24 protein-coding genes are annotated in these 19,464 nt (G+C 66.5%); 7 read left to right on the forward strand and 17 right to left on the reverse strand.

Annotated elements, in window-relative coordinates; genetic code table 11:
- Positions 1-18: 18 nt before the first annotated feature.
- The 16 genes from AX730_RS11095 to asnS form a co-directional block, all read right to left on the reverse strand.
- Complete coding sequence (locus tag AX730_RS11095) at positions 19-705, reverse strand: DUF2461 domain-containing protein (RefSeq protein ID WP_062356297.1); 687 nt, start codon at positions 703-705, stop codon at positions 19-21.
- 59 nt (positions 706-764) lie between these two features.
- Positions 765-2,204: an exodeoxyribonuclease I gene (gene sbcB / locus AX730_RS11100; RefSeq protein WP_062356238.1), complete on the reverse strand. Its 1,440-nt coding sequence runs from the start codon at positions 2,202-2,204 to the stop codon at positions 765-767.
- Positions 2,201-3,565, reverse strand: a complete 1,365-nt coding sequence (locus AX730_RS11105) for an FAD-dependent oxidoreductase (RefSeq protein ID WP_062356301.1) — start codon at positions 3,563-3,565, stop codon at positions 2,201-2,203. Before AX730_RS11105 ends, sbcB begins: the two co-directional genes overlap by 4 nt.
- Positions 3,566-3,586: 21 nt before the next feature.
- Positions 3,587-4,861 (reverse strand): kynureninase, encoded by a 1,275-nt coding sequence (kynU, locus tag AX730_RS11110; protein WP_062356241.1) that lies wholly within the window; start codon positions 4,859-4,861, stop codon positions 3,587-3,589.
- Between the two features lie 59 nt (positions 4,862-4,920).
- Positions 4,921-5,931, reverse strand: coding sequence for an amidohydrolase family protein (locus AX730_RS11115; RefSeq protein WP_062356244.1), 1,011 nt, complete (start codon positions 5,929-5,931; stop codon positions 4,921-4,923).
- A 79-nt stretch (positions 5,932-6,010) separates the two neighbouring features.
- Entirely contained in the window at positions 6,011-6,418 is a 408-nt protein-coding gene (locus tag AX730_RS11120; RefSeq protein WP_062356252.1) for a hypothetical protein, read from the reverse strand.
- A complete protein-coding gene (locus AX730_RS11125) occupies positions 6,402-7,043 on the reverse strand; it encodes a nucleotidyltransferase domain-containing protein (protein WP_157074204.1) in 642 nt (213 codons plus the stop codon). The genes AX730_RS11120 and AX730_RS11125 overlap by 17 nt, the downstream gene beginning before the upstream one ends.
- Before the next feature lie 44 nt (positions 7,044-7,087).
- On the reverse strand, positions 7,088-7,636 hold the full coding sequence (locus AX730_RS11130; protein WP_062356255.1) for a 3-hydroxyanthranilate 3,4-dioxygenase: 549 nt from the start codon (positions 7,634-7,636) through the stop codon (positions 7,088-7,090).
- A 1-nt stretch (position 7,637) separates the two neighbouring features.
- Positions 7,638-8,033 (reverse strand): RidA family protein, encoded by a 396-nt coding sequence (locus AX730_RS11135; protein WP_062356258.1) that lies wholly within the window; start codon positions 8,031-8,033, stop codon positions 7,638-7,640.
- Positions 8,026-8,700, reverse strand: a complete 675-nt coding sequence (can, locus tag AX730_RS11140) for a carbonate dehydratase (protein WP_062356261.1) — start codon at positions 8,698-8,700, stop codon at positions 8,026-8,028. The genes AX730_RS11135 and can overlap by 8 nt, the downstream gene beginning before the upstream one ends.
- A gap of 15 nt (positions 8,701-8,715) precedes the next feature.
- On the reverse strand, positions 8,716-10,137 hold the full coding sequence (locus tag AX730_RS11145; protein ID WP_062356306.1) for an aldehyde dehydrogenase: 1,422 nt from the start codon (positions 10,135-10,137) through the stop codon (positions 8,716-8,718).
- Positions 10,138-10,181: 44 nt separating this feature from the next.
- Positions 10,182-10,970, reverse strand: a complete 789-nt coding sequence (locus AX730_RS11150; RefSeq protein ID WP_062356263.1) for an SDR family oxidoreductase — start codon at positions 10,968-10,970, stop codon at positions 10,182-10,184.
- Positions 10,971-11,068: 98 nt separating this feature from the next.
- A complete protein-coding gene (locus tag AX730_RS11155; protein ID WP_062356266.1) occupies positions 11,069-11,713 on the reverse strand; it encodes an FMN-binding negative transcriptional regulator in 645 nt (214 codons plus the stop codon).
- Positions 11,714-11,720: 7 nt separating this feature from the next.
- Complete coding sequence (locus AX730_RS11160) at positions 11,721-12,029, reverse strand: hypothetical protein (RefSeq protein ID WP_062356268.1); 309 nt, start codon at positions 12,027-12,029, stop codon at positions 11,721-11,723.
- Entirely contained in the window at positions 12,026-12,331 is a 306-nt protein-coding gene (locus AX730_RS11165) for a hypothetical protein (protein WP_062356270.1), read from the reverse strand. Before AX730_RS11165 ends, AX730_RS11160 begins: the two co-directional genes overlap by 4 nt.
- On the reverse strand, positions 12,331-13,731 hold the full coding sequence (gene asnS / locus AX730_RS11170; protein ID WP_062356274.1) for an asparagine--tRNA ligase: 1,401 nt from the start codon (positions 13,729-13,731) through the stop codon (positions 12,331-12,333). The genes AX730_RS11165 and asnS overlap by 1 nt, the downstream gene beginning before the upstream one ends.
- 111 nt (positions 13,732-13,842) lie before the next feature.
- On the opposite strand from asnS, the gene AX730_RS11175 reads away from it, so the two are divergent.
- The 5 genes from AX730_RS11175 to AX730_RS11195 all read left to right on the forward strand — a co-directional run bounded on the left by AX730_RS11175 (position 13,843) and on the right by AX730_RS11195 (position 17,169).
- Positions 13,843-14,181, forward strand: a complete 339-nt coding sequence (locus AX730_RS11175) for a HesB/IscA family protein (protein WP_062356277.1) — start codon at positions 13,843-13,845, stop codon at positions 14,179-14,181.
- Between the two features lie 169 nt (positions 14,182-14,350).
- Positions 14,351-14,776, forward strand: coding sequence for a 30S ribosomal protein S6 (rpsF, locus tag AX730_RS11180; protein ID WP_062356279.1), 426 nt, complete (start codon positions 14,351-14,353; stop codon positions 14,774-14,776).
- Positions 14,777-14,787: 11 nt separating this feature from the next.
- A complete protein-coding gene (gene rpsR / locus AX730_RS11185; protein WP_056880329.1) occupies positions 14,788-15,018 on the forward strand; it encodes a 30S ribosomal protein S18 in 231 nt (76 codons plus the stop codon).
- 98 nt (positions 15,019-15,116) lie between these two features.
- A complete protein-coding gene (gene rplI, locus AX730_RS11190; protein WP_062356282.1) occupies positions 15,117-15,566 on the forward strand; it encodes a 50S ribosomal protein L9 in 450 nt (149 codons plus the stop codon).
- 202 nt (positions 15,567-15,768) lie between these two features.
- The gene (locus tag AX730_RS11195) at positions 15,769-17,169 is read left to right on the forward strand and encodes a replicative DNA helicase (protein ID WP_062356285.1); all 1,401 of its coding nucleotides are present in this window, start codon (positions 15,769-15,771) and stop codon (positions 17,167-17,169) included.
- 3 nt (positions 17,170-17,172) lie between these two features.
- Here AX730_RS11195 and AX730_RS11200 read toward each other — a convergent pair whose 3' ends face one another.
- A complete protein-coding gene (locus tag AX730_RS11200; protein ID WP_062356287.1) occupies positions 17,173-17,547 on the reverse strand; it encodes a hypothetical protein in 375 nt (124 codons plus the stop codon).
- A gap of 412 nt (positions 17,548-17,959) precedes the next feature.
- Here AX730_RS11200 and alr point away from each other — a divergent pair, with 412 nt between their 5' ends.
- Positions 17,960-19,150: an alanine racemase gene (alr, locus tag AX730_RS11205; RefSeq protein WP_062356289.1), complete on the forward strand. Its 1,191-nt coding sequence runs from the start codon at positions 17,960-17,962 to the stop codon at positions 19,148-19,150.
- Positions 19,151-19,179: 29 nt separating this feature from the next.
- The coding region (locus AX730_RS11210; protein WP_198147161.1) for a deoxyribodipyrimidine photo-lyase at positions 19,180-19,464 on the forward strand (285 nt) is incomplete at its 3' end.

Consider the following 19,464-nt stretch of genomic DNA (forward strand, 5'->3'; position numbering starts at 1 on the left):
AACGTTGAGCAATCCGGGTCAGAATTCCAGATCCAGCGCGGCACACAGGTAATCGACGAACGGTCCCAGCGTCTTCAGGTCGCCGGCCAGTGCCTGCCGCAAGCGCGGCCCGGTCATCGTGGCATCGTCCAGTGAGCGCCAGAACACGAAGTTGCGATGCTTCAGGTCTTCGATGAACTCGAAATCCGCTGGAAAGCCACGCGGCGGCCGCACCAGCTTCTCGCTTTCCTCGAAGTCGAAGCGGCGGCGGAAGGCCGGATCGTGGGCGGCCTTCTTCCAGCTGCCCGGATTGTCGAGGATGAACTGGCGCACGCGGCGCTGCGTGTCCGGCTCCGGATGCCACAGCCCGGCGCCGACGAAGCATTCGCCCGGTTGCAGGTGCAGATAGAACGACGGTGCCGGCACCTGCTTGTGGCGCTCGTGGTACAGGCGTGCACCCTGCCAGGACTTGTACGGCGACTTGTCGTTGGAAAAGCGTGCATCGCGAAAAATGCGGAACAGCGAGCCACCGACGGTCTTCGGATCCGCGCGGAAATGCAGGCTGACCGCGGCGAGATCCGGCTGCAGGTCCGTCAGCAGACGCAGGAACGGCTGGCGGACATGGTCTTCGTACTGCGCCTTGTGGTCGTTGAACCAGGTCTTGTCATTGTGGCGCGCCAGCCCGCGCAGGAACTTGAAACTGGCATCGGAGAAATAAGTGGCCATGGCTGCCATTCTAGACAAGCCGGTGTCACGGGATCGACAAAACGGCCCTCGACATCCCGCTACAGGCTCGCCTTCAGGTCGTTGCGCCACTGCTGGATCCTGTCCAGCAGCGCCAGCCGGTCGGCGTTCCCGGCCTGCGCCTGCCGCTGTTGCGCGACCTCGGCATCGAAGGTCTCGAAGCTGTACTCCGACAGGCCGCTGTCGGTCGTCAGCCGCTGGCGGCGGTAATCGTCCCAGCGCTGGCGCTCCTCTGCGGAAAGCGTGTCCGGCCAGTTACGGGCGCGGTAACGGAACAGCAGTTCCGGCAGGCGCGCATCGCGGAAGCCGAAATCGCGCTGGCCGAGCAAGGCCGGCGGTGTGGTCCGCACGTCGGTGAAGCGCCGTTTGTCCGCATCGGCCAGGAAACCGCCGTACAGCGATCCGTCCACGTCGCCCGGTTCGAAGCTGCGTTCATTGGAGAAGACCCGGCGCACGGTCTCGGCGAGCTCGGGGCCGGCCTCGCGCAGGATCGCGGCATGGCGCTCGCAGCGCGCCGGATCGATACCGAGCCGATCCATGTCCGCCGGCCGCAGGTGCGACCAGGCGACCAGTGCCGGCGCGCGGTTCAGGTGGACTTCCTTCAGCGGGATCCGCTGTTCGCCCTCGGGGAGGTCAGCGGCGGGCGTATAGAGCCGGTCGGCGATGTCGTCCGGCGACATCGACAACAGGGGTGTCGGGTCGCTGTCCAGGTCGAACACCACGATCCGGTTGTCGATGCGCGGATGCCGGGCCAGTGGGATCACCGGCGCGGCACACAGCCGATGCGCGGGATAGCGCTGCGAGACATGCAGCACGGGCAGCATGGCCGTCGTATCGAGCAGGCGTGCGGCGAAGCGCTTGTCGCGCAACTGCAGCGCGTACTCCCACAGGCGTGGTTGCGCCTGTCGCATCAGGCGCGCCAGGCCGATGGTGGCGTAAACGTCCGACAATGCCTCGTGCGCATCGCCATCGCGCACGCGGTTGGCGAGCGCGAGTTGCTCCAGCTTGAACGACGTGGCGCCGTCTTCGCGCTTCGGCCAGGTGATGCCAGCCGGGCGCAGTGCGTGCATCAGCCGCATCACGTCCAGCAGGTCCCAGCGCGAGTTGCCGCCTCGCCATTCGCGCTCATAGGGTTCGTGGAAATTGCGGAACAGGCCGTGGCGTACGAACTCGTCGTCGAAGCGCAGGCTGTTGTAGCCGAGCGTGCAGGTCTCGGGACGCCCCATCTCGTCGGCGATGCGGGCGAACGCCTCGGCCTCGTTGACGCCGTCGCGCAGCGCCTGTTGCGGCGTGATGCCCGTGATCAGCGTGGCAATGGGCGAGGGCAGCAGGTCATCGGCGGGCTGTACGAAGAAGCTGATCGGCTCGTCGATCACGTCCAGCGCGGGCGTCGTGCGGACAGCGGCGAATTGCGCCAGTCGGCTACGACGGGGATCGGCGCCGAAGGTCTCGAGATCGTAGAAGAGGAAGCTCGCGCTCACGCGGCGGCTTCCTCCAATACCGGCAGTAGCGTTTGGACATCGGCATCCACGGCGATCCAGTCGATGCCGTCCAGCGATGCGCGTCCGGCGGTATGCCGCACCAGCAAGTCGCGCTGTACATGGCTGCGGTGTTGCGCGACCGCGTACGGAATCCGCATGAAGCTGACCATCGTGTAATGCGGCACGAAGCGCTTCGGATGCCGTCCTTGCAACGCCAGCTCCAGTTCGCGCTGCAGCAGGAAGCCGCTGTCGTCGACCTTGTCGCGCATCTCCACGTAGTTCTCCAGTGCCATCTCCTGGATGGCGAGCGCGTTCGGCTTGCGCTCGGCTTCGAAGGCGGTGAAGGCGTGAGCCAGATCGCCAGAAGCCTGCAGGTGGCGTGACAGCGAGACGCAGTCCTCGAAGGCGCAGTTCATGCCCTGGCCGTGGAACGGCACCATCGCATGGGCTGCGTCGCCGAGCAGCACCGCCTGTCCGCCGAGATGCCAGCGATCGAGGTACAGCGTGGCGAGCAGGCCGGTGGGGTTGGCATCCCAGTCCCGCTCCAACTCGGGGATCAGCGGCACGGCATCGGCGAAATCGCGCAGGAACAGCGCCTTCGCCTCTCTGCCGTTGCGCACGCTGGCGAAACTGGGGTCGCCCTGGTTGGGCAGGAACAGCGTCACCGTGAACGTGCGCTCGTCGTTCGGCAACGCGATGCACATGTAGTGGCCACGTGGCCAGATGTGCAGCGCATTCGGTTCCATCACGAAGCCGCCCTCGGCGGACGGCGGGATTTCCAGTTCCTTGTAGGCGTGATCGAGGAACTCGGTACGCTCGCCGAGATCCTCCCGTCGTTGCATGGCACCGCGCAGCGACGATCCGGCGCCATCCGCGCCGATCAGCGCCGCGAAGTTGACGGCGTGGACGCTGCCGTCCTGTTCGTCGATGAAGCGGGCGACGCGTGCATCGAAGTCCACCTCGTCCAGGCGGCGGTTGAAATGCAGCGCCGCACCCGCACGTTCTGCCAGGTCGAGCAGCGTGATGTTCAGGTCGCCCCGGTGGATCGACCAGATGACTTCGGAGTCGTCGCGCCCGTAGCGCTGGAGCTGCTGGCGGCCATCCAGCGCGTGCACCATGCGCCCGCGCATCATGACGGCCTGCCGCATGACCGCATCGTCGGCGTCGGCCATTCGCAGCGCATGGCGGCCGCGCTCGGTCAGCGCCAGATTGATCGAGCGGCCGCCGGCATAGCCCTGCACGCGAGGATCGCCGCGCTTCTCGAACACGTCCACGCGCCAGCCTGCGCGCGCCATCAGCGTGGCCAGCAGCGCACCGGCCAGGCCGGCGCCGATGATGGTGATGTGCCGCGGCGTATCAATGCGCAAGATCGCGTCTCCGGATCAGAAGCCCCGCCACGTCTCGACTTCCTCGACGAAGCGATGCACGTCCATGTAGCGGTTGTAGAGCGGGGCGGGCGAGATACGGATCACGTCCGGTTCGCGCCAGTCACCGACGGTGCCGACCGACAACAGGTACTCGAACAACTCCCGGCCGCGTTCGCGGCCGCCGATCACGCGCAGCGACAGCTGCGCACCGCGCTGTGCCGTGTTGGCGGGCGTGATGATCTGCAGCACGTCGGACAGCCGTGCCTGGATCAGCGCCTCGAGCAGGCCGGTGATCTTCAGCGACTTGGTGCGGATCGCCTCCATGCCGCCGGCCTTCTCGAACAGCGCCAGCGAGGCACGCAGCGGTGCCAGCCCGAGGATCGGCGGGTTGCTGAGCTGCCAGCCTTCGGCGCCGGGCGTCGGTACGAACGCCGGGCCCATGCGGAAACGGGTTTCCTTTTCATGGCCCCACCAGCCGGCGAAGCGGGGCCGGTCCGTGTTCGCGTGGCGCGCATGCACGAAACAACCCGCGACGGCGCCGGGACCCGAGTTCAGGTATTTGTAGTGGCACCACACCGCGAAATCGACGCCGTTGTCGTGCAGGCGCAACGGCAGGTTGCCGACCGCGTGGGCCAGGTCGACGCCGACGACGGCGCCCTGTGCGTGGCCCAGGCGCGTGATCTCGGCCAGGTCGAAGGCTTGCCCGGTGCGGTACTGGATACCGGGCCACAGCACCAGCGCCAGGCGCGGGCCGTGCTCGGCGATGGCACGCTCGATCGCGGCCATCGAGAGCGTGCCGTCGGGTTGGTCCGGTTCGACTTCGATCAGGTCCGTCGCCGGATCGAAACCATGGAACCGCACCTGCGACTCCATCGCATGCCGGTCGGACGGAAACGCGCCGGCTTCCATCAGGATTGCCGGCCGTTCGCGTGTGGGGCGATAGAAACTGACCATCATCAGGTGCAGGTTGGTGGTCAGCGTGTTCATGGCCACCACTTCCGACGGCTCGGCGCCCACGATGCGCGCCAGTGGCTCGCGTACCAGTTCGTGGTACGTCATCCATTGCGCATTGCCGGTGAAGTGGCCTTCGACGGCTTCGTTCGCCCACTTGTCCAGCGCCTCGTTGAGGTGGACGCGTGCGCCCTTCGGCTGCAGGCCCAGCGAGTTGCCGCAGAAGTAGATCTGGTCGTTGTGCTTGTGGCGGGGAATCAGGAACTCATTGCGCAGCGCACGCAGGGGATCGGCGGCGTCAAGGGCGATGATGTGGGTACGGGACAACGGGTCGGTCATGTGTGCGTCGGATCAGGTGGAACGGTGCCGGCGGCGTGCCACCGGTGCGGAAAGGAACGTCATGCGAATCTTGAAGCCGGCAGGCCCAGCCACTCGAGCGCCGTACCGTGGTAAATGCGTGCCTGCTGCGCATCGTCCAGGCCCAGCGCGGCGATGCCGGCGCCGGGTTCCTGTTCGCCCAGCGGGAATGGATAGTCGGTGCCGAGCATGACGCGCTCGTGGCCGACGGTGTCCAGCAGGTAGCGCAGGGCGCGCGGATCGGCGACCCAGGAATCGAAGTACACGCGGCCCAGATAGTCGCGCGGATTGCGCGGGTTGTCGGTGGCGACGAGGTCCGGGCGCATGTTGAAGCCGTGCTCGATGCGACCGATGGTGTACGGGAAGCTGCCACCGCCGTGGGCGAAACAGACCTTGAGGTCGGGCAGTCGTTCCAGCACGCCACCGAAGATCAGGCTGCATGCGGCACGCGACTGCTCGGCGGGCATGCCGACCAGCCAGGGCAACCAGTACTTCGGCATCGACGCGGCGCCCATCATGTCCCAGGGGTGCACGAGGATCGCGGCGCCCAGCTCGCTGGCCGCCTGGAAGAACTCGAACAGCTCCGTCGCGTCCAGGTTCCAGTCGTTGACGTGGCTGCCGATCTGCACGCCCTGCAGGCCCAACTGGTCCATGCAGCGTTCCAGTTCCTGCACGGCCAGGCGCGGCGATTGCATCGGCACTGTGCCGATGCCGGCGTAGTGACGCGGGTAGTCGCGGCACGCGGCGGCGGTGTGGTCGTTGAGCGCCTGATGCAGTTCCAGCGCGTGGTGCGGCTTGGCCCAGTAGCTGAACATCACCGGCACCGTGCTGATCACCTGCACCTGCACGCCAAAGCGAGCGTAGTCGGCGATACGTTCTTCCGGGTCCCACGTCTTCGGCCAGATTTCGCGGAAGAACTTGCCGTCCTTGTAGATGCGATGGCGACCGTCGTCGCCATGATGGATCACCGGGAAGCGCAGGTCGCCGTACTTGGCCGCGAGATCGGGCCAGTCGCGGGGCAGGAAATGCGCATGGGTGTCGATTTTCAGCATCGTCGGATTGTAGGCAATGCACGTGCGGGATTCGCGCTGCAGTGCCGCGATGGAACGTAAACGTGCATGGCGTCTGCGTTCATCGTTCCAGCGCGTTGGAGACACGCTCGCAGGCGGCGATCACATCGTTGACCAGGCGGCGGTCCACCTCCACGTGACCTTCGTACTCGGCCAGGTTGCGCTGGTCGTGCGCCTTGGCCAGCACCCGCCAGACCTCGGGCCCGAGTCCCAGCGTGTGGGGCAGCACCTGGAAGACGATGTAGCGGTGGCGCGCGCGGAAACCCGCACGGCGCAGCGCCGCCAGGCTCAGCGCATGGGCGGCGTTGTAGGCCAGGTCGAAGCGGCTTTCGAGCGACAGCGCTTCGTTGTGCGCGTCGGCCAGTCGCGCCAGACCGGAGCGCAGCAGGCCCGCGGTTTCCTTTTTTTCGGGAGGTTCGGCGCTGAGCGGGCCGCTGTGGGTGGCCAGTTTCTCAAGCGGCGAGGTCATCGTCGCTCCCGATCAGCCATTGCCGCGGTTGCTGCAGCACGCGGGTGACGAAGCTGTTGCCGGCCTCGAGACGGCTGCGCAGTTCGTCGCGCGCATAGACGGTGGGGTTAATCTGCCGGCCCAGCCGCTCGGCGACGGGATGCAGCGCCAGCATCACCTCGGCGTAGGCCAGGTCGTCGGCGACCACCATCAGGTCGATATCGCTGCGCGCCGTGTCGCTGCCCTTGGCGATGGAGCCGTACAGAAAGGCGGCGTGGATGCGGTCCGCCAGCGGCGCCAGCGCTTCGCGCAACGGCTCGGCCAGGCCGAAGGTCTTGCGGACGATGGAGACCAGTTCGTCGTGGATCGGCGCATCGGGATTGGCGCGGTAGCGCTTCTGGTTGCCGACGTGCTCGACGGTCAGCAGGCCGCTGCCGGCCAGCCGGGCCAGCTCGCGCTGGACCGCGCCGCTGCCGGCGCCAGTGGCCTGGATCAGCTCGTTGACCGCGTAGCTGCGGCCGGATTCGCCGAACAGGCAGGCCAGCACCCGCTGCTGGGTGGTGGTGAACAGGGCGCCCGACAGGCTGGCGGTGGCGTAGCGCGCCGCCGCTTCGCTGACTTTCCCGGATCGGGGGGTGTCGTCCATGCCCATATCGGGTACGATAATGCCCAGATTGGGCAAGTGCAAGCTCAGGTGATATCGGCCCGCGAGTCCGCCTGCATCTCGTAGCGGCTGGGGCGGGGGTTCAGATGCCCGCACGCCTTGCATGTCCGCAGGTCGTCGCTGCGGTAGAAGGCCTCGAACACGCGGAAGAAATCCTGCTCGATGTCGTTGAGGTGGAAATACTCCTCGTAGACCTTCTGGTTGCAGCGCTCGCAGAACCAGAGCAGGCCGTCGTCCTCATGCGGCAGGCGCTTGCGCTCGATCACCAACCCGACCGAGCCGGGCATGCGTTGAGGCGAATGAGGCACGCGCGGCGGTAGCAGGAAGATCTCGCCGGCGCGGATCGGGATGTCGCGGACGGCGCCGTCTTCCTGGATGCGCAGCACCATCTCGCCTTCCAGCTGGTAGAACCACTCCGGGCCTTCGTCCCAGTGATAGTCGGTGCGCGCGTTCGGCCCACCCACCACCATCACGATGAAGTCGCCGTCGTAAATGACCTTGTTGCCGACCGGTGGCTTCAGCAGGTGGCGGTGTTCGTCGATCCAGGCCTGGACGTTGAGTGGGTTTGGCAGCACGTCAGCGGCGCTCCGGCAGGTGCGCGATGCACTTCAGTTCTATCGAGATCGGCGTGGGTAGGGCGGTGATGCCCAGCGTGGTGCGGCAGGGTGCGGTGGCGGCGTCCGGAAAATACTCCGCCCACACCCGGTTGTAGCCGGCGAAGTCGCCAGCCATATCGGTGAGGTAGACGGTCACGTCCGCCAAGTCTTCCCAGCGCGCGCCGCTGGCATCCAGCACCGCGCGTACGTTGGCGAAGACGGCATGCGTCTGCGCTTCGATGCCGTCGGGAATCGCGTTGGTTGCCGGCTCGCGCGGCCCGATGCCGGAGAGGAACAGCAGGTCGCCGACACGGCGCGCGTGCGGGTAGCGCCCCACCGGCTTCGGCGCGCCGCCGGCCTGCACAACCTCACTCATCGCGCTTGCCCTTCGGCGGCACACCGGCGAGGGCGCGCTGGTAAGAGGGCTGCAACTCGTCCTGCGCCGCCACGTCCATGCCGAGTTCGCGGACGCGGCCGTCGAACAGGCTGTAAACCCAGCCGTGGATGGCGAGGGGCTGTCCACGCGCCCAGGCATCCTGCACGACCGTGGTCTGGCCTACATTGAACACCTGCTCGATGACGTTGAGCTCGCACAGTCGCGCGTGGCGCAGCGATTCGGTATCGACCTGCGCCAGCAATGCATCGTGTTTCAGTGCCACGTCGGCGACATGACGCAGCCAATTGTCGGCCAGGCCCACGCGCAACCCGGTCATCGCCGCATGCACGCCGCCGCAGCCGTAGTGGCCGACCAGCAGGATATGTTCGACCTTGAGGATGTCGACGGCGAACTGGATCACCGACAGCGCATTGAGGTCACCATGCGACATGACGTTGGCGATGTTGCGGTGGACGAACACCTCGCCCGGGTCCAGGCCCAGGATCTGGTTGGCCGGCACGCGCGAATCGGAGCAACCGATCCACAGGTAGCGCGGCGACTGCTGCTGCGACAACCGCTTGAAGAAGCCGGGGTCCTCCTGCTTGATGCGGGCGGCCCAGTCGCGGTTGTTCTGCAGCAGTTGTGCGAGTTCGGAAAGGTCGGACATTCGGTTCGATGATCCTCAGCGCAACGCCACGCAGACGTTCTTGGGTTCGGTGAAGAAACGCATGGCCTCCAGGCCGCCTTCGCGGCCCAGGCCGGACGCACCCGTGCCGCCAAAGGGCGTGCGCAGGTCGCGCGTCATCCAGGTGTTGATCCAGACGATGCCCGCGCGCAGCTGCGCGGCCAGTCGATGGGCGCGGTCCAGATCGCGCGTCCACACGGTCGCGGCCAGCCCGTAGTCGCTGGCGTTGGCGAGGGCCAGCGCGTCCGCTTCGTTCTCGAACGATTGCAGGGTGACCACCGGGCCGAAGATTTCTTCCCGGTTGCTGGTGGCCCCGGGTCCCAGCCCATCGATCACGGTGGGTGCGATGTACCAGCCCGGCCGGTCCACGGCGTGGCCACCGGCGAGCAGGCGACCGCCTTCCTGGCGGGCGCGCTGGATGCAGGCCAGCACCTTCTCGAAATGCGCCTGCGACACCATGGCGCCGAGGCGCGTGGCAGGGTCGTCGAGCGGGCCGGCTTTCAGGTCGCGGACGCGTTCGAGCAAGGCATCGCGGAATTCGTCGTAGATCGCCTGCTGCACCAGCAGCCGTGACCCGCACAGGCAGATCTGGCCCGCGTTCTGGAAAGCGGAGCGGAGCAGGGTGTCGAGGTGCGTGCGCCAGTCGCTGTTGGCGAAGACGAGCGTCGCGTTCTTGCCGCCCAGCTCCAGCGACACTTTCTTGAGCTGCGGACCGGCCAGTCCCGCAATGCGCCGTCCCACCACCGTGCTGCCGGTGAACGACACCGCCTTGACGGTGGGATGCAGCACCAGCGGCTCGCCGACGGCAGGACCCGTTCCATGCACGATGTTCAGTACGCCGCGCGGCAGGCCGATCTCGGCCGCCAGTTCGCCCAGCAGGGTGGCGGTGGCCGGGGTGATCTCCGACGGCTTGGCCACCACCGTGTTGCCTGCCGCCAGCGCGGGCGCGATCTTCCAGGTGAACAGATAGAGCGGCAGGTTCCAGGGCGATATCGTGGCGACCACCCCCAGCGGCTGCCGGAGGGTGTAGTTCAAGCCGGCCTCGCCATGGTGGGATTCGCTGGCGAACTGGGTGGCCGCGTGCGCGAAGAAGCGCACGTTGGCAATGGCGCGCGGGATTTCGATGTCGCGGGCCAGCGCCAACGGCTTGCCGGTGTCGCGCGATTCTGCGGCGGCGAACGCGTCGCGCCGCTGTTCCAGGGCGTCGGCCAGTTTCTCCAGCCAGCGCGACCGCTCGCTCGTCGTGAGCGCTGCCCACGCGGGGAAGGCCGCCTCGGCAGCCTGCACGGCCAGCAGCGCGTCGTTCTCGCTGCCATCGGCGACCTCGGCATAGATCTGGCCAGACGCCGGTTCGAACACGGGACGCCAGGCGCTGCCGGGGCGCGGTTCGCCTTCGATGAAGTGGCCGAAGCGGTCCATGTCCATTAGCTTAACCCGGCTGGCAAGCCCCCCGTCCGGGGCCCTCAGATCGATTGCATGCGGCCGCCGTCCACCGCCAGGCTGACGCCGGTGATGTAGCCGGCGGCGGGCGAGGCGAGGAAGGCGATGGCTGAGGCGATCTCGCCGGGCTCGGCAAACCGACCGGCCGGCACCGTGGCGAGCATCGCCGCGCTGATGGCTGCCTCCTCCTTGCCGGTGGACTGCACGCGGTCGCGCAGGATCTGATCCAGCCGCTGCGTGCGCGTATAGCCCGGCAGCACGTTGTTGACGGTGATGCCGTCGGCACCCAGCTCCTTCGACAGCGTCTTGGCCCAGCTCGCCACGGCGCCACGGATGGTGTTGGAAACGCCGAGGTTGGCGATGGGTTCCTTTACCGAGGTGGAGACGACGTTGACGATGCGGCCCCAGCCGGCGATGCGCATGCCGGGGACCGCCGCCTGCGCGAGGACGTGGTTCGCGAGCAGGTGCCGTTGGAAGGCCGCCAGGAAATCGTCGGCCACGGCCTCGATGGCACGTCCCGCGGGCGGCCCGCCGGAGTTGTTGACCAGAACGTGGATCGGGCTTGCCGCTGCGAGTGCCGACACCTTGGCCTGCAATGCATCGGCGTCGGCGACGTCGACCGCGATGCTGCCGTGGTGCTGTCCGCTGACGGTACGGGGCAGGCCAGCGGCGGCCTCCGCCAGTACGTCTGCACGGCGTGCCAACACGGTGACGTTCGCGCCGAGCAGGGCGAGTTCATGTGCCGCCGCGCGGCCTATGCCTTCCGACGCGCCACAGACGAGGGCATGCCGGCCGGCGAGGTTGAGGTCCATGCGTCATTCCCAGCAAAGCGAGGCGCCGAGTGTAGCCCCGCGGGGTGTGTGGGAGCGACGTAGGTCGCGATGCTTTTCCTGGGGTACCGCTTCGCGACTTACGTCGCTCCCACGCCGTCTTTCCGGCGGGCCAGGCGTTCGCGCATCAAGTCCGAGACCGCCAGATTGTTTTCCCCACCCAGTCTCTGCAGTGCCGAGGCAGCTCCGTCGACATTGGCGACCGGATGGTTCTGGCTCAGCTTGAACTTCAGCTCGACGCGTTCTACGTCGAAGCGGAAGCCGATGATCCCCCGCAGCTGGCGGACGTGGTCGTCGCGGTCGTGCTCGAAGCGCCAGTCGTTGCCCGCGTGGGCTTCATTGACCTGGCTGAGGCGATCGACGATCGAGGCCAGCATGCCGGTGTCTTCCGTCGTTTCCAGCACGCCATGCAGGTGCGCGACGGCGTAGTTCCAGGTTGGCACGCGGGCGGCTTCTTCCTTGTCTGCGTACCAGCCCGGCGACAGGTAGGCGTGCGGACCGTGCACGATCAGCAGGGCGGGACCGGCATGGCGGGCCTGCGGATTCGGCTTCGCCCAATGGCCTTCGATGACGATCCGGTCGCCGTCGCGTGCGTAGAGCACCGGCAGGTGGCTGACCACGGGCACGCCGTCGGCGACGGTGACCAGGGTGACGAACGAGTCGCGCGCGATCAGCCGGTCGAGTTCGGCCAGATCGGTTTCGACGAACGCACGCGGCGTGTACATGGCCGGATCAGGCGCGTGCGCCGAGCGACTGCACCATCTGCGGCACCAGCGCGGCGTCGTCGTCGCCCTGCGGGGGCTGCACGCCCGCCAGCGAGAAGCCGCGCATCAGTGCGTCGTCTTCGTCCAGACCATCGAATGCGACGAACTCCGCGTCGAACAGCGCCGCGCGGGCGCTGTCTTCGCTGTCATAGGCGAGCGTATTGCCATCGCTGTCCAGTACTTCGGCAGTGCCGGCGTCCAGCAGATGCAGGCGCGCCCAGATCAGCGTGCGGCCGAGGGATGCGAGGTACCAGTCTTCCCGGATGAACGGATTCATGCGAAGGCCTCCGCCCACAGCGCCAGCAGGCCGGCCATCGATAGGCCGACCATGATCACGCATAGCGAGATCCGTGCCGGTGTCGCGAGGCCGGACAGCGAGGTGTCGGTGATCTGCCGGTAGTCGCCGGCCAGCAGCCAGCGCAGCGCGACCGGCTTGAGGAAGGCGCCTTCGCCCCATTGCGCACCGAGCGCGCCGTGGCGATCGCGGATGTGCACCAGCGTCAGTGGCCAGAAAATGACGAAGGCGCAGAAGCCGGCGATGGCGACACCGACGAAGCACAGGGCGAAGAACAGGATCATCAGAACTCCGCGTTGCCCGGCGCACGCGGGTAGGCGATGGCGTCACGGATGTTGGACAGCCCGCAGACGTACACCACCAGCCGCTCGAAGCCGAGGCCGAAGCCGGCATGCGGCACCGAACCGTAACGACGGAAGTCGCGATACCAGCCGTAATGCGCCGGATCCAGGCCGAACTGCGCCATGCGAGCGTCCAGCACGTCCAGGCGCTCCTCACGCTGGCTTCCGCCGATGATCTCGCCGATGCCCGGCGCCAGCACGTCCATCGCCGCGACGGTCTTGCCGTCGTCGTTCAGGCGCATGTAGAACGCCTTGAAGTGTTCGGGATAGTTGGTCACCACCACCGGCCGGCCGACGTGCTGCTCGGTCAGCCATCGCTCGTGTTCGGTCTGCAGGTCCAGGCCCCATTCGACCGGGAACTCGAACTTCTGCCCCGACTTCTGCAGCAGTGAGATCGCGTCGGTGTAGTCGATGCGCTCGAACGGCGAGTTGACGAAGGCTTCCAGGCGGGTCAACGCAGTTGGCTCGACGCGCTCGGCGATGAAGGCGATGTCGTCTGCACGCTCACTGAGCACGGCGCGGAAGAGGTACTTCAGGAAGTCCTCGGCCAGCTGCGCGTTGGCGGCCAGGTCGTTGAACGCGACTTCCGGTTCGATCATCCAGAACTCGGCCAGGTGACGCGTGGTGTTGCTGTTCTCGGCGCGGAACGTCGGGCCGAAGGTGTAGACCTTGCTCATGGCCAGCGCATACGCCTCGGCGTTGAGCTGTCCGGACACGGTCAGGAACGTTTCCTTGCCGAAGAAGTCACGGGAAAAATCCACCGCGCCTTCCTTGTCGCGCGGCAGGTTGACCATGTCCAGCGTGGACACGCGGAACATCTGGCCGGCGCCTTCGGCATCGGAGGTGGTGATGATCGGCGTGCTGATCCAGAAGTAGCCGTTCTCGTGGAAGAAGCGGTGCACCGCCTGCGCCAGCGAGTTGCGGATGCGGGTGACCGCGCCGAACAGGTTGGTGCGCGGGCGCAGGTGGGCGAACTCGCGCAGGTACTCCAGCGAATGCTGCTTGGGCTGCATGGGGTAGGTGAGGGGGTCTTCCACCCAGCCCACCACCTCGATGGACGAGGCCTGGATCTCGAAACTCTGGCCCTGGCCCTGCGAGGCCACCAGCGTGCCGGTAGCGACGACCGCACAGCCGGTGGTCAGGTGCTTGATCTCGGATTCGTAGTTGACCAGCGAGTCGGGCGCCACCACCTGGATCGGCGCGAAGCACGAGCCGTCGCTGACGTTGACGAAGGACAGGCCCGCCTTGGAATCGCGCCGCGTGCGCACCCAGCCGCGCACCGTGACTTCGCCGCCGGCCGGGAGCTTGCCCGCCAGCGCATGTTCGACGCTCACCACCGTCATGGCTTGAATCCTTCGATAACAGACTTATTGATGGAACGCGGAGTTTACAAGAGCCGCGCAGCCCTCGGCATGCCGGTGGCTATAATCGTCCGCGTCGCATAGGAGATACGCATGGCCATCACCCTGACCCCGGTTGCACTCGAACGCGTGCAGCGTTTCGTCGAGCAGACGCCGTCGGCGCTGGGCCTGCGCTTCGGCGTGACCCGCACCGGCTGTTCCGGCTGGGGCCATGTGGCCGACCTGGCCCGCGACGAGCGCGAAGGCGACACGGTGTTCGAGTTCGGGGGCGTGAAGATCTACGTCGACGCCACCAGCCTGCCGCTGGTCGACGGCACCGAGATCGACTTCGCCAAGCAGGGCCTGTCCGAGACCTTCATGTTCCGGAACCCGAACGCGGCTGCCGAATGCGGCTGTGGCGAGAGCTTCACCACCACGGCTGACGCCGCCTGACACGTCCAGGGGGTAGGTTGCCCCTAAGTGGTTGACCTGTCATACTTTCCTGCTCCCGGAGGCCCGTCAGGCCGCCGGCTCCTCGCCCCACCGTGCCCGTTACGGCCATCGGGGGGCTGTCCAGTCCGGCCTTTTTCCAGGCCGGGCCCACATCCGAAAGGTAAAAACGATGCGTCACTATGAAGTCGTATTCCTGGTCCACCCGGACCAGAGCGAGCAGGTGCCGGCCATGATCGAGCGCTACAAGGCGCTGATCGAGGGCGGCAACGGCACGATCCACCGTCTGGAAGACTGGGGCCGCCGCCAACTGGCGTACCCGATCCAGAACCTGGTGAAGGCCCACTACGTCCTGCTCAACATCGAAGCCGACCAGGCCGTGCTGAACGAACTGGTGGAAAGCTTCCGCTTCAACGATGCGGTGCTGCGCAACCTGGTCATCAAGCGCGATGGCCCGGACACCGAGCAGTCCCTGATCATGAAGAACAAGGACGAGAAGGGCGACAAGCCCGAACGTGGCGAGCGTCGCCGCCGTGACGACGAAGAAGGCGAGGCCCCCGCTGCCTCGAACGATTCCGACAACGCCGAAGCCGCCTGAGGAGCACACCCATGTCCAAGTTCTTCCGCCGCCGCAAGTTCTGCAAGTTCACCGCCGAAGGCGTGAAAGAGATCGACTACAAGGATCTCAACACCCTGCGCCAGTACCTGACCGAGAACGGCAAGATCGTCCCGAGCCGCGTCACCGGCACCAAGTCCCGCTATCAGCGTCAGCTGTCCGCCGCGGTCAAGCGCGCCCGTTTCCTGGCGCTGATCCCGTACACGGACAACCACGACGTGTAATCCAGGACCTCCCTGCACAGGGAGGTTCTTCTTTCCCACTGTCATTCGGACAGCCAATCGCTGCAGGCCCGCCCTGCTAACGAATACGGAGCAATACGATGGAACTGATTCTTCTGCAGAAAGTGACCAACCTGGGTGTCCTGGGTGACAAGGTCAACGTGAAGCCTGGCTACGGCCGCAACTTCCTGGTGCCGCAGGGCAAGGCCGTGCCGGCGACCGCCGCCAATGTCGCCGAGTTCGAAGCCAAGCGGGCCGACTACGAAGCCAAGGCCAAGGCCGTGCATGACGACGCCGAAAGCCGCGCCGCCAAGCTGGAAGGCGCCAGCGTCACGATCACCGCCAACGCCGCGACCGAAGGCAAGCTGTTCGGTTCGGTCGGCCCGCGCGACATTGCCGACGCCTTCACGGCTGCCGGCCTGCCGCTCGAGAAGAGCGAAGTCATCATGGGCGAAGGCGCGCTGCGCAACATCGGCGAGTACGAGATCGTCGTGAAGCTGCACGCCGACGTGCACACGACCGTCAAGGTCGTGGTGCAGGCCGAAGCCTGATCCACCCTCGCGCATCATCCGTGATGCCGACAGACGGGCGCCGAAAGGCGCCCGTCCTGTTTTTGGAGCTCGTGTCCGTCTCAGTCGCTGAGATGCCCACCGGTTATCCACACACTTATCTGCAACACCCTCGGGCATGGACTGCCTACCATGGCCGGCCGTGCGAGCTTCCGCCTCGCATGCGCCGCAGGAGCTTTGCTTGATGTCCGCCCGCACCGGTTTTCGCCAGGACCCCAACGACTCGCGCATCGAACAGCTGCGCGTGCCGCCGAACTCCATCGAGGCGGAGCAGGCGGTGCTGGGTGGCCTGATGCTGGCGCCGGAAGCCTACGATCGCATCAACGACAAGTTGACGCCGAACGATTTCTACCGGCGCGACCACCAGCTGATCTACCGCGCCATCGGTGAACTGGCAGAGCGGAACCGGCCGTTCGACGCGGTGACGCTGGGCGAGTGGTTCGAATCGCAGGGTCACATGGAGCTGGTCGCCGGCGGTGCCTACCTGGTGGAGCTGGCCAGCACCACACCGTCCGCCGCCAACATCACCGCCTACGCCGAGATCGTCCGCGACAAGGCGGTGATGCGGCAGCTGATCGAAGTCGGCACCGAGATCGTCAACGACGCGTTCCAGCCGGAAGGCAGGGAAAGCGACGAGATGCTGGCGGTCGCCGAACAGAAGGTGTTCGCGATCGCCGAGCAGGGCGCACGCGGGCGTACCGATTTCGTGGCGATGAACGACGCGCTGAAGGACGCGTTCGAAGTCCTGCGCGTGCGCTCCGAGAGTGGCGGCACCGTGACTGGCCTGCCGACCGGCTACAACGAATTCGACATGATGACCGCTGGTCTGCAGCCCACCGACCTGGTGATCCTGGCCGCGCGTCCGGCGATGGGCAAGACCACGTTCGCGCTGAACATCGCCGAGTACGCCGCGATCAAATCGAAGAAGGCGGTCGCCGTCTTCTCGATGGAAATGTCGGCCGGCCAGCTGGCCATGCGTTTGATCTCCTCGGTCGGGCGCATCAACGCGACCCGCCTGCGCACCGGCTCGCTGGAAGACGAGGACTGGAGTCGCGTCACCAGCGCCATCCGCATCCTCAAGGACCAGGCCAAGGTCTTCATCGACGATACGCCGGGCCTGTCGCCCGACGTGCTGCGTTCCAAGGCCCGCCGGCTGAAGCGCGAACACGATCTGGGCTTGATCGTCATCGACTACCTGCAACTGATGTCGGTGCCGGGCAACAGCGAGAACCGCGCGACCGAGATCTCCGAGATCTCGCGCTCGCTGAAAGGCCTGGCGAAGGAGCTCAACGTGCCGGTGCTTGCGCTGTCGCAGCTCAACCGCTCGCTGGAAACGCGTACCGACAAGCGCCCGGTGATGGCCGACCTGCGCGAATCGGGCGCCATCGAGCAGGATGCCGACATGATCGTCTTCATCTACCGCGACGATTACTACAACAAGGAAACCTCGCCGGACAAAGGCCTGGCCGAGATCATCATCGGCAAGCAGCGTTCCGGCCCGACCGGCTCTTGCAAGCTGCGGTTCTTCGGCGAATACACCCGCTTCGACAACCTGAGCCACGACAACATCGGTGCGTTCGAGTGACCGCTACTTGCGGATGAAGTAGCTCACGAAGACGTCCCCCGTCGCATCGGCGGCCATCGTGGTGCTGGCATCGAAGAACGACTCGCGGAACCAGGGCTCCTGCATCATGTAGCCGACCAGGCGCTGGAAGTCGGCCTGCGCGAGCTGAGGCGGATTCCGCGTGGTCGCCACCGCCGTCAGCATGCACAGGCTCCTGCTGCAACGCGGCTTCGAAATCTCCAAGTGCCCGAACTCCCGGGCATGGCGTTCGATCACCTGTTCGATCAGGGTTTCCAGGCGCGGAGACCAATCAGGGTCCGCCGGTTCCGACCGGCCCAGTGTTTCGTAATCCTTCGCATCCGAACTGGCCGTCCGCAGTCCGGCCAGGAACTTGTCCACCCTGCGTTCCCCCTCTGCCGACAACGCCCGTGCCACGGCCGGGGTGCCAGTCGCCGGGGCGGGCGGCGTTGCGGCGCCCGACGCCGTAATGGTCGCCTGCACGGATGGCTGGACGTTGGCGGGTGAGGTTGCTGGTGCGCTGCCCGTCGCAGGACGGTCGTCGGGCGACGGCACCGTGGAAGCAGGCGCCAAGATTCGCGATGGATGCCTGTCCAGCGGTCCGGCATCCGTGGGGATCGCACGGGTCCACCACCATGCGCCGAGGACAGCGGCAATGATCACGCTGCCGAGGATTATTGAGGTGGGGCGAAGCGCCATCGGAGTCGATCCTTGGAAGCCAGGGCAAGCCTAACGCAACTTTTTCCGTGGACCCATGAACGGGAGGCGGGCCGCTGAACGCTACAATCGGCGCATGGAGACTGCTGTGGACGCCGCCCTGTCAGACGCGCACGCGCGCCCCGAAGCGAACGATCGGCCGACGCGGATTCGCGTGGATCTCGATGCGCTGGTGCACAACCTGCATGCGATCCAGGGAGTGGTCGGCGTACCGGTCATGGGCATCGTCAAGGCCAATGCCTATGGGCATGGCCTGGTGCCGGTCGCCCTGCATCTGCAGGCACAGGGCATCGGCCAGTTTGGTGTTGCACTGGTGGAAGAGGGTCTGGCCTTGAGGCGCGCCGGCGTGACGGTGCCGATCCTCGTGCTGGGCGGCATCCATGCGCCTCAGGTCGGCCAGTTCCTGGCATGCGATCTTGAAGTCACGGTGTCGTCGATCGCCAAGTTGCGCCAGGTCGAGCAGGCGGCCCAGTCGCTCGGCCGCAAAGCGGTGATCCACCTGAAGGTCGATACCGGCATGGAACGCATCGGCGTGCACAGCGAGAACGCGGCGCCATTGATCGAGGCGGCGGTTGATTCGTCCTGGTGCACGGTGAAGGGCATCTATTCGCATCTGGCGTGCTCGGATGATCCCGCCTCGCCGATGACGGACGTGCAGCTACAGCGGTTCCTGCATGCGTGCGCGCATTTCGACCGGCTGGGCGTGCCGATGCCGATCCGCCACCTGGCCAATTCCGGAGGTGTGCTGCATTTCCCTGATACCTGGCTGGACATGGTGCGCCCGGGCATTGCGCTCTACGGCGTGCTGCCGGACCCCGCATCGCAGGCCACGATCGACCTCAGGCCGGCGCTGTCGCTTGTGTCCAAGGTCGTCTACTTCAAGGTCGTGCGCGCCGGCCGAACCGTCAGTTATGGGGCCACCTGGATGGCGCCGACCGATACCCGCGTGGTGACCATCCCGATCGGCTACGGTGACGGCTACCCACGTTCGCTGTCGTCGCGGGGCGAGGTGCTGGTGCGGGGCGAACGCTATCCCATCGTCGGCCGCGTCTGCATGGACCAGTTCATGGTCGATCTTGGCCCCGGCGGTACGGCCTACAACGAGGACGAAGTCGTGCTGATCGGCCACCAGGGTCGCGACGCGATTTCCTGCGAGGCGGTCGCATTGGCGGCCGGGACCATTCCATACGAGATCCTGACCGGACTCAACGCGCGCATTCCGCGCGAATACCTCGGCGCTGCATCCAGCGGTCCGCCGTTCGCGTAAGACCACGGCCGTCTTTTCAGGTTTTCCGTATGCCGAATGCCATCGTCTGGTTCCGCCATGACTTGCGCCTGGATGACCATCCAGCGCTGCGTGCGGCGCTGGACGAGGGCTTCACGCCGGTGCCCGTGTACATCCATGCGCCGGAGGAAGAAGGCGAGTGGGCGCCGGGTGCCGCCTCGCAGGCTTGGCTGCACCCGTCGCTGGCGGCACTGGATGACGACTTGCGCCGACGTGGCTCGCGCCTGCTGGTTCGACAGGGCCGGAGTGCGGAAACGTTGCAGGCGTTGATTGACGCATCCGGTGCAACGGCGGTG

This window comes from Pseudoxanthomonas mexicana (assembly GCF_001556105.1).
Lineage (GTDB): Bacteria > Pseudomonadota > Gammaproteobacteria > Xanthomonadales > Xanthomonadaceae > Pseudoxanthomonas_A > Pseudoxanthomonas_A mexicana_A.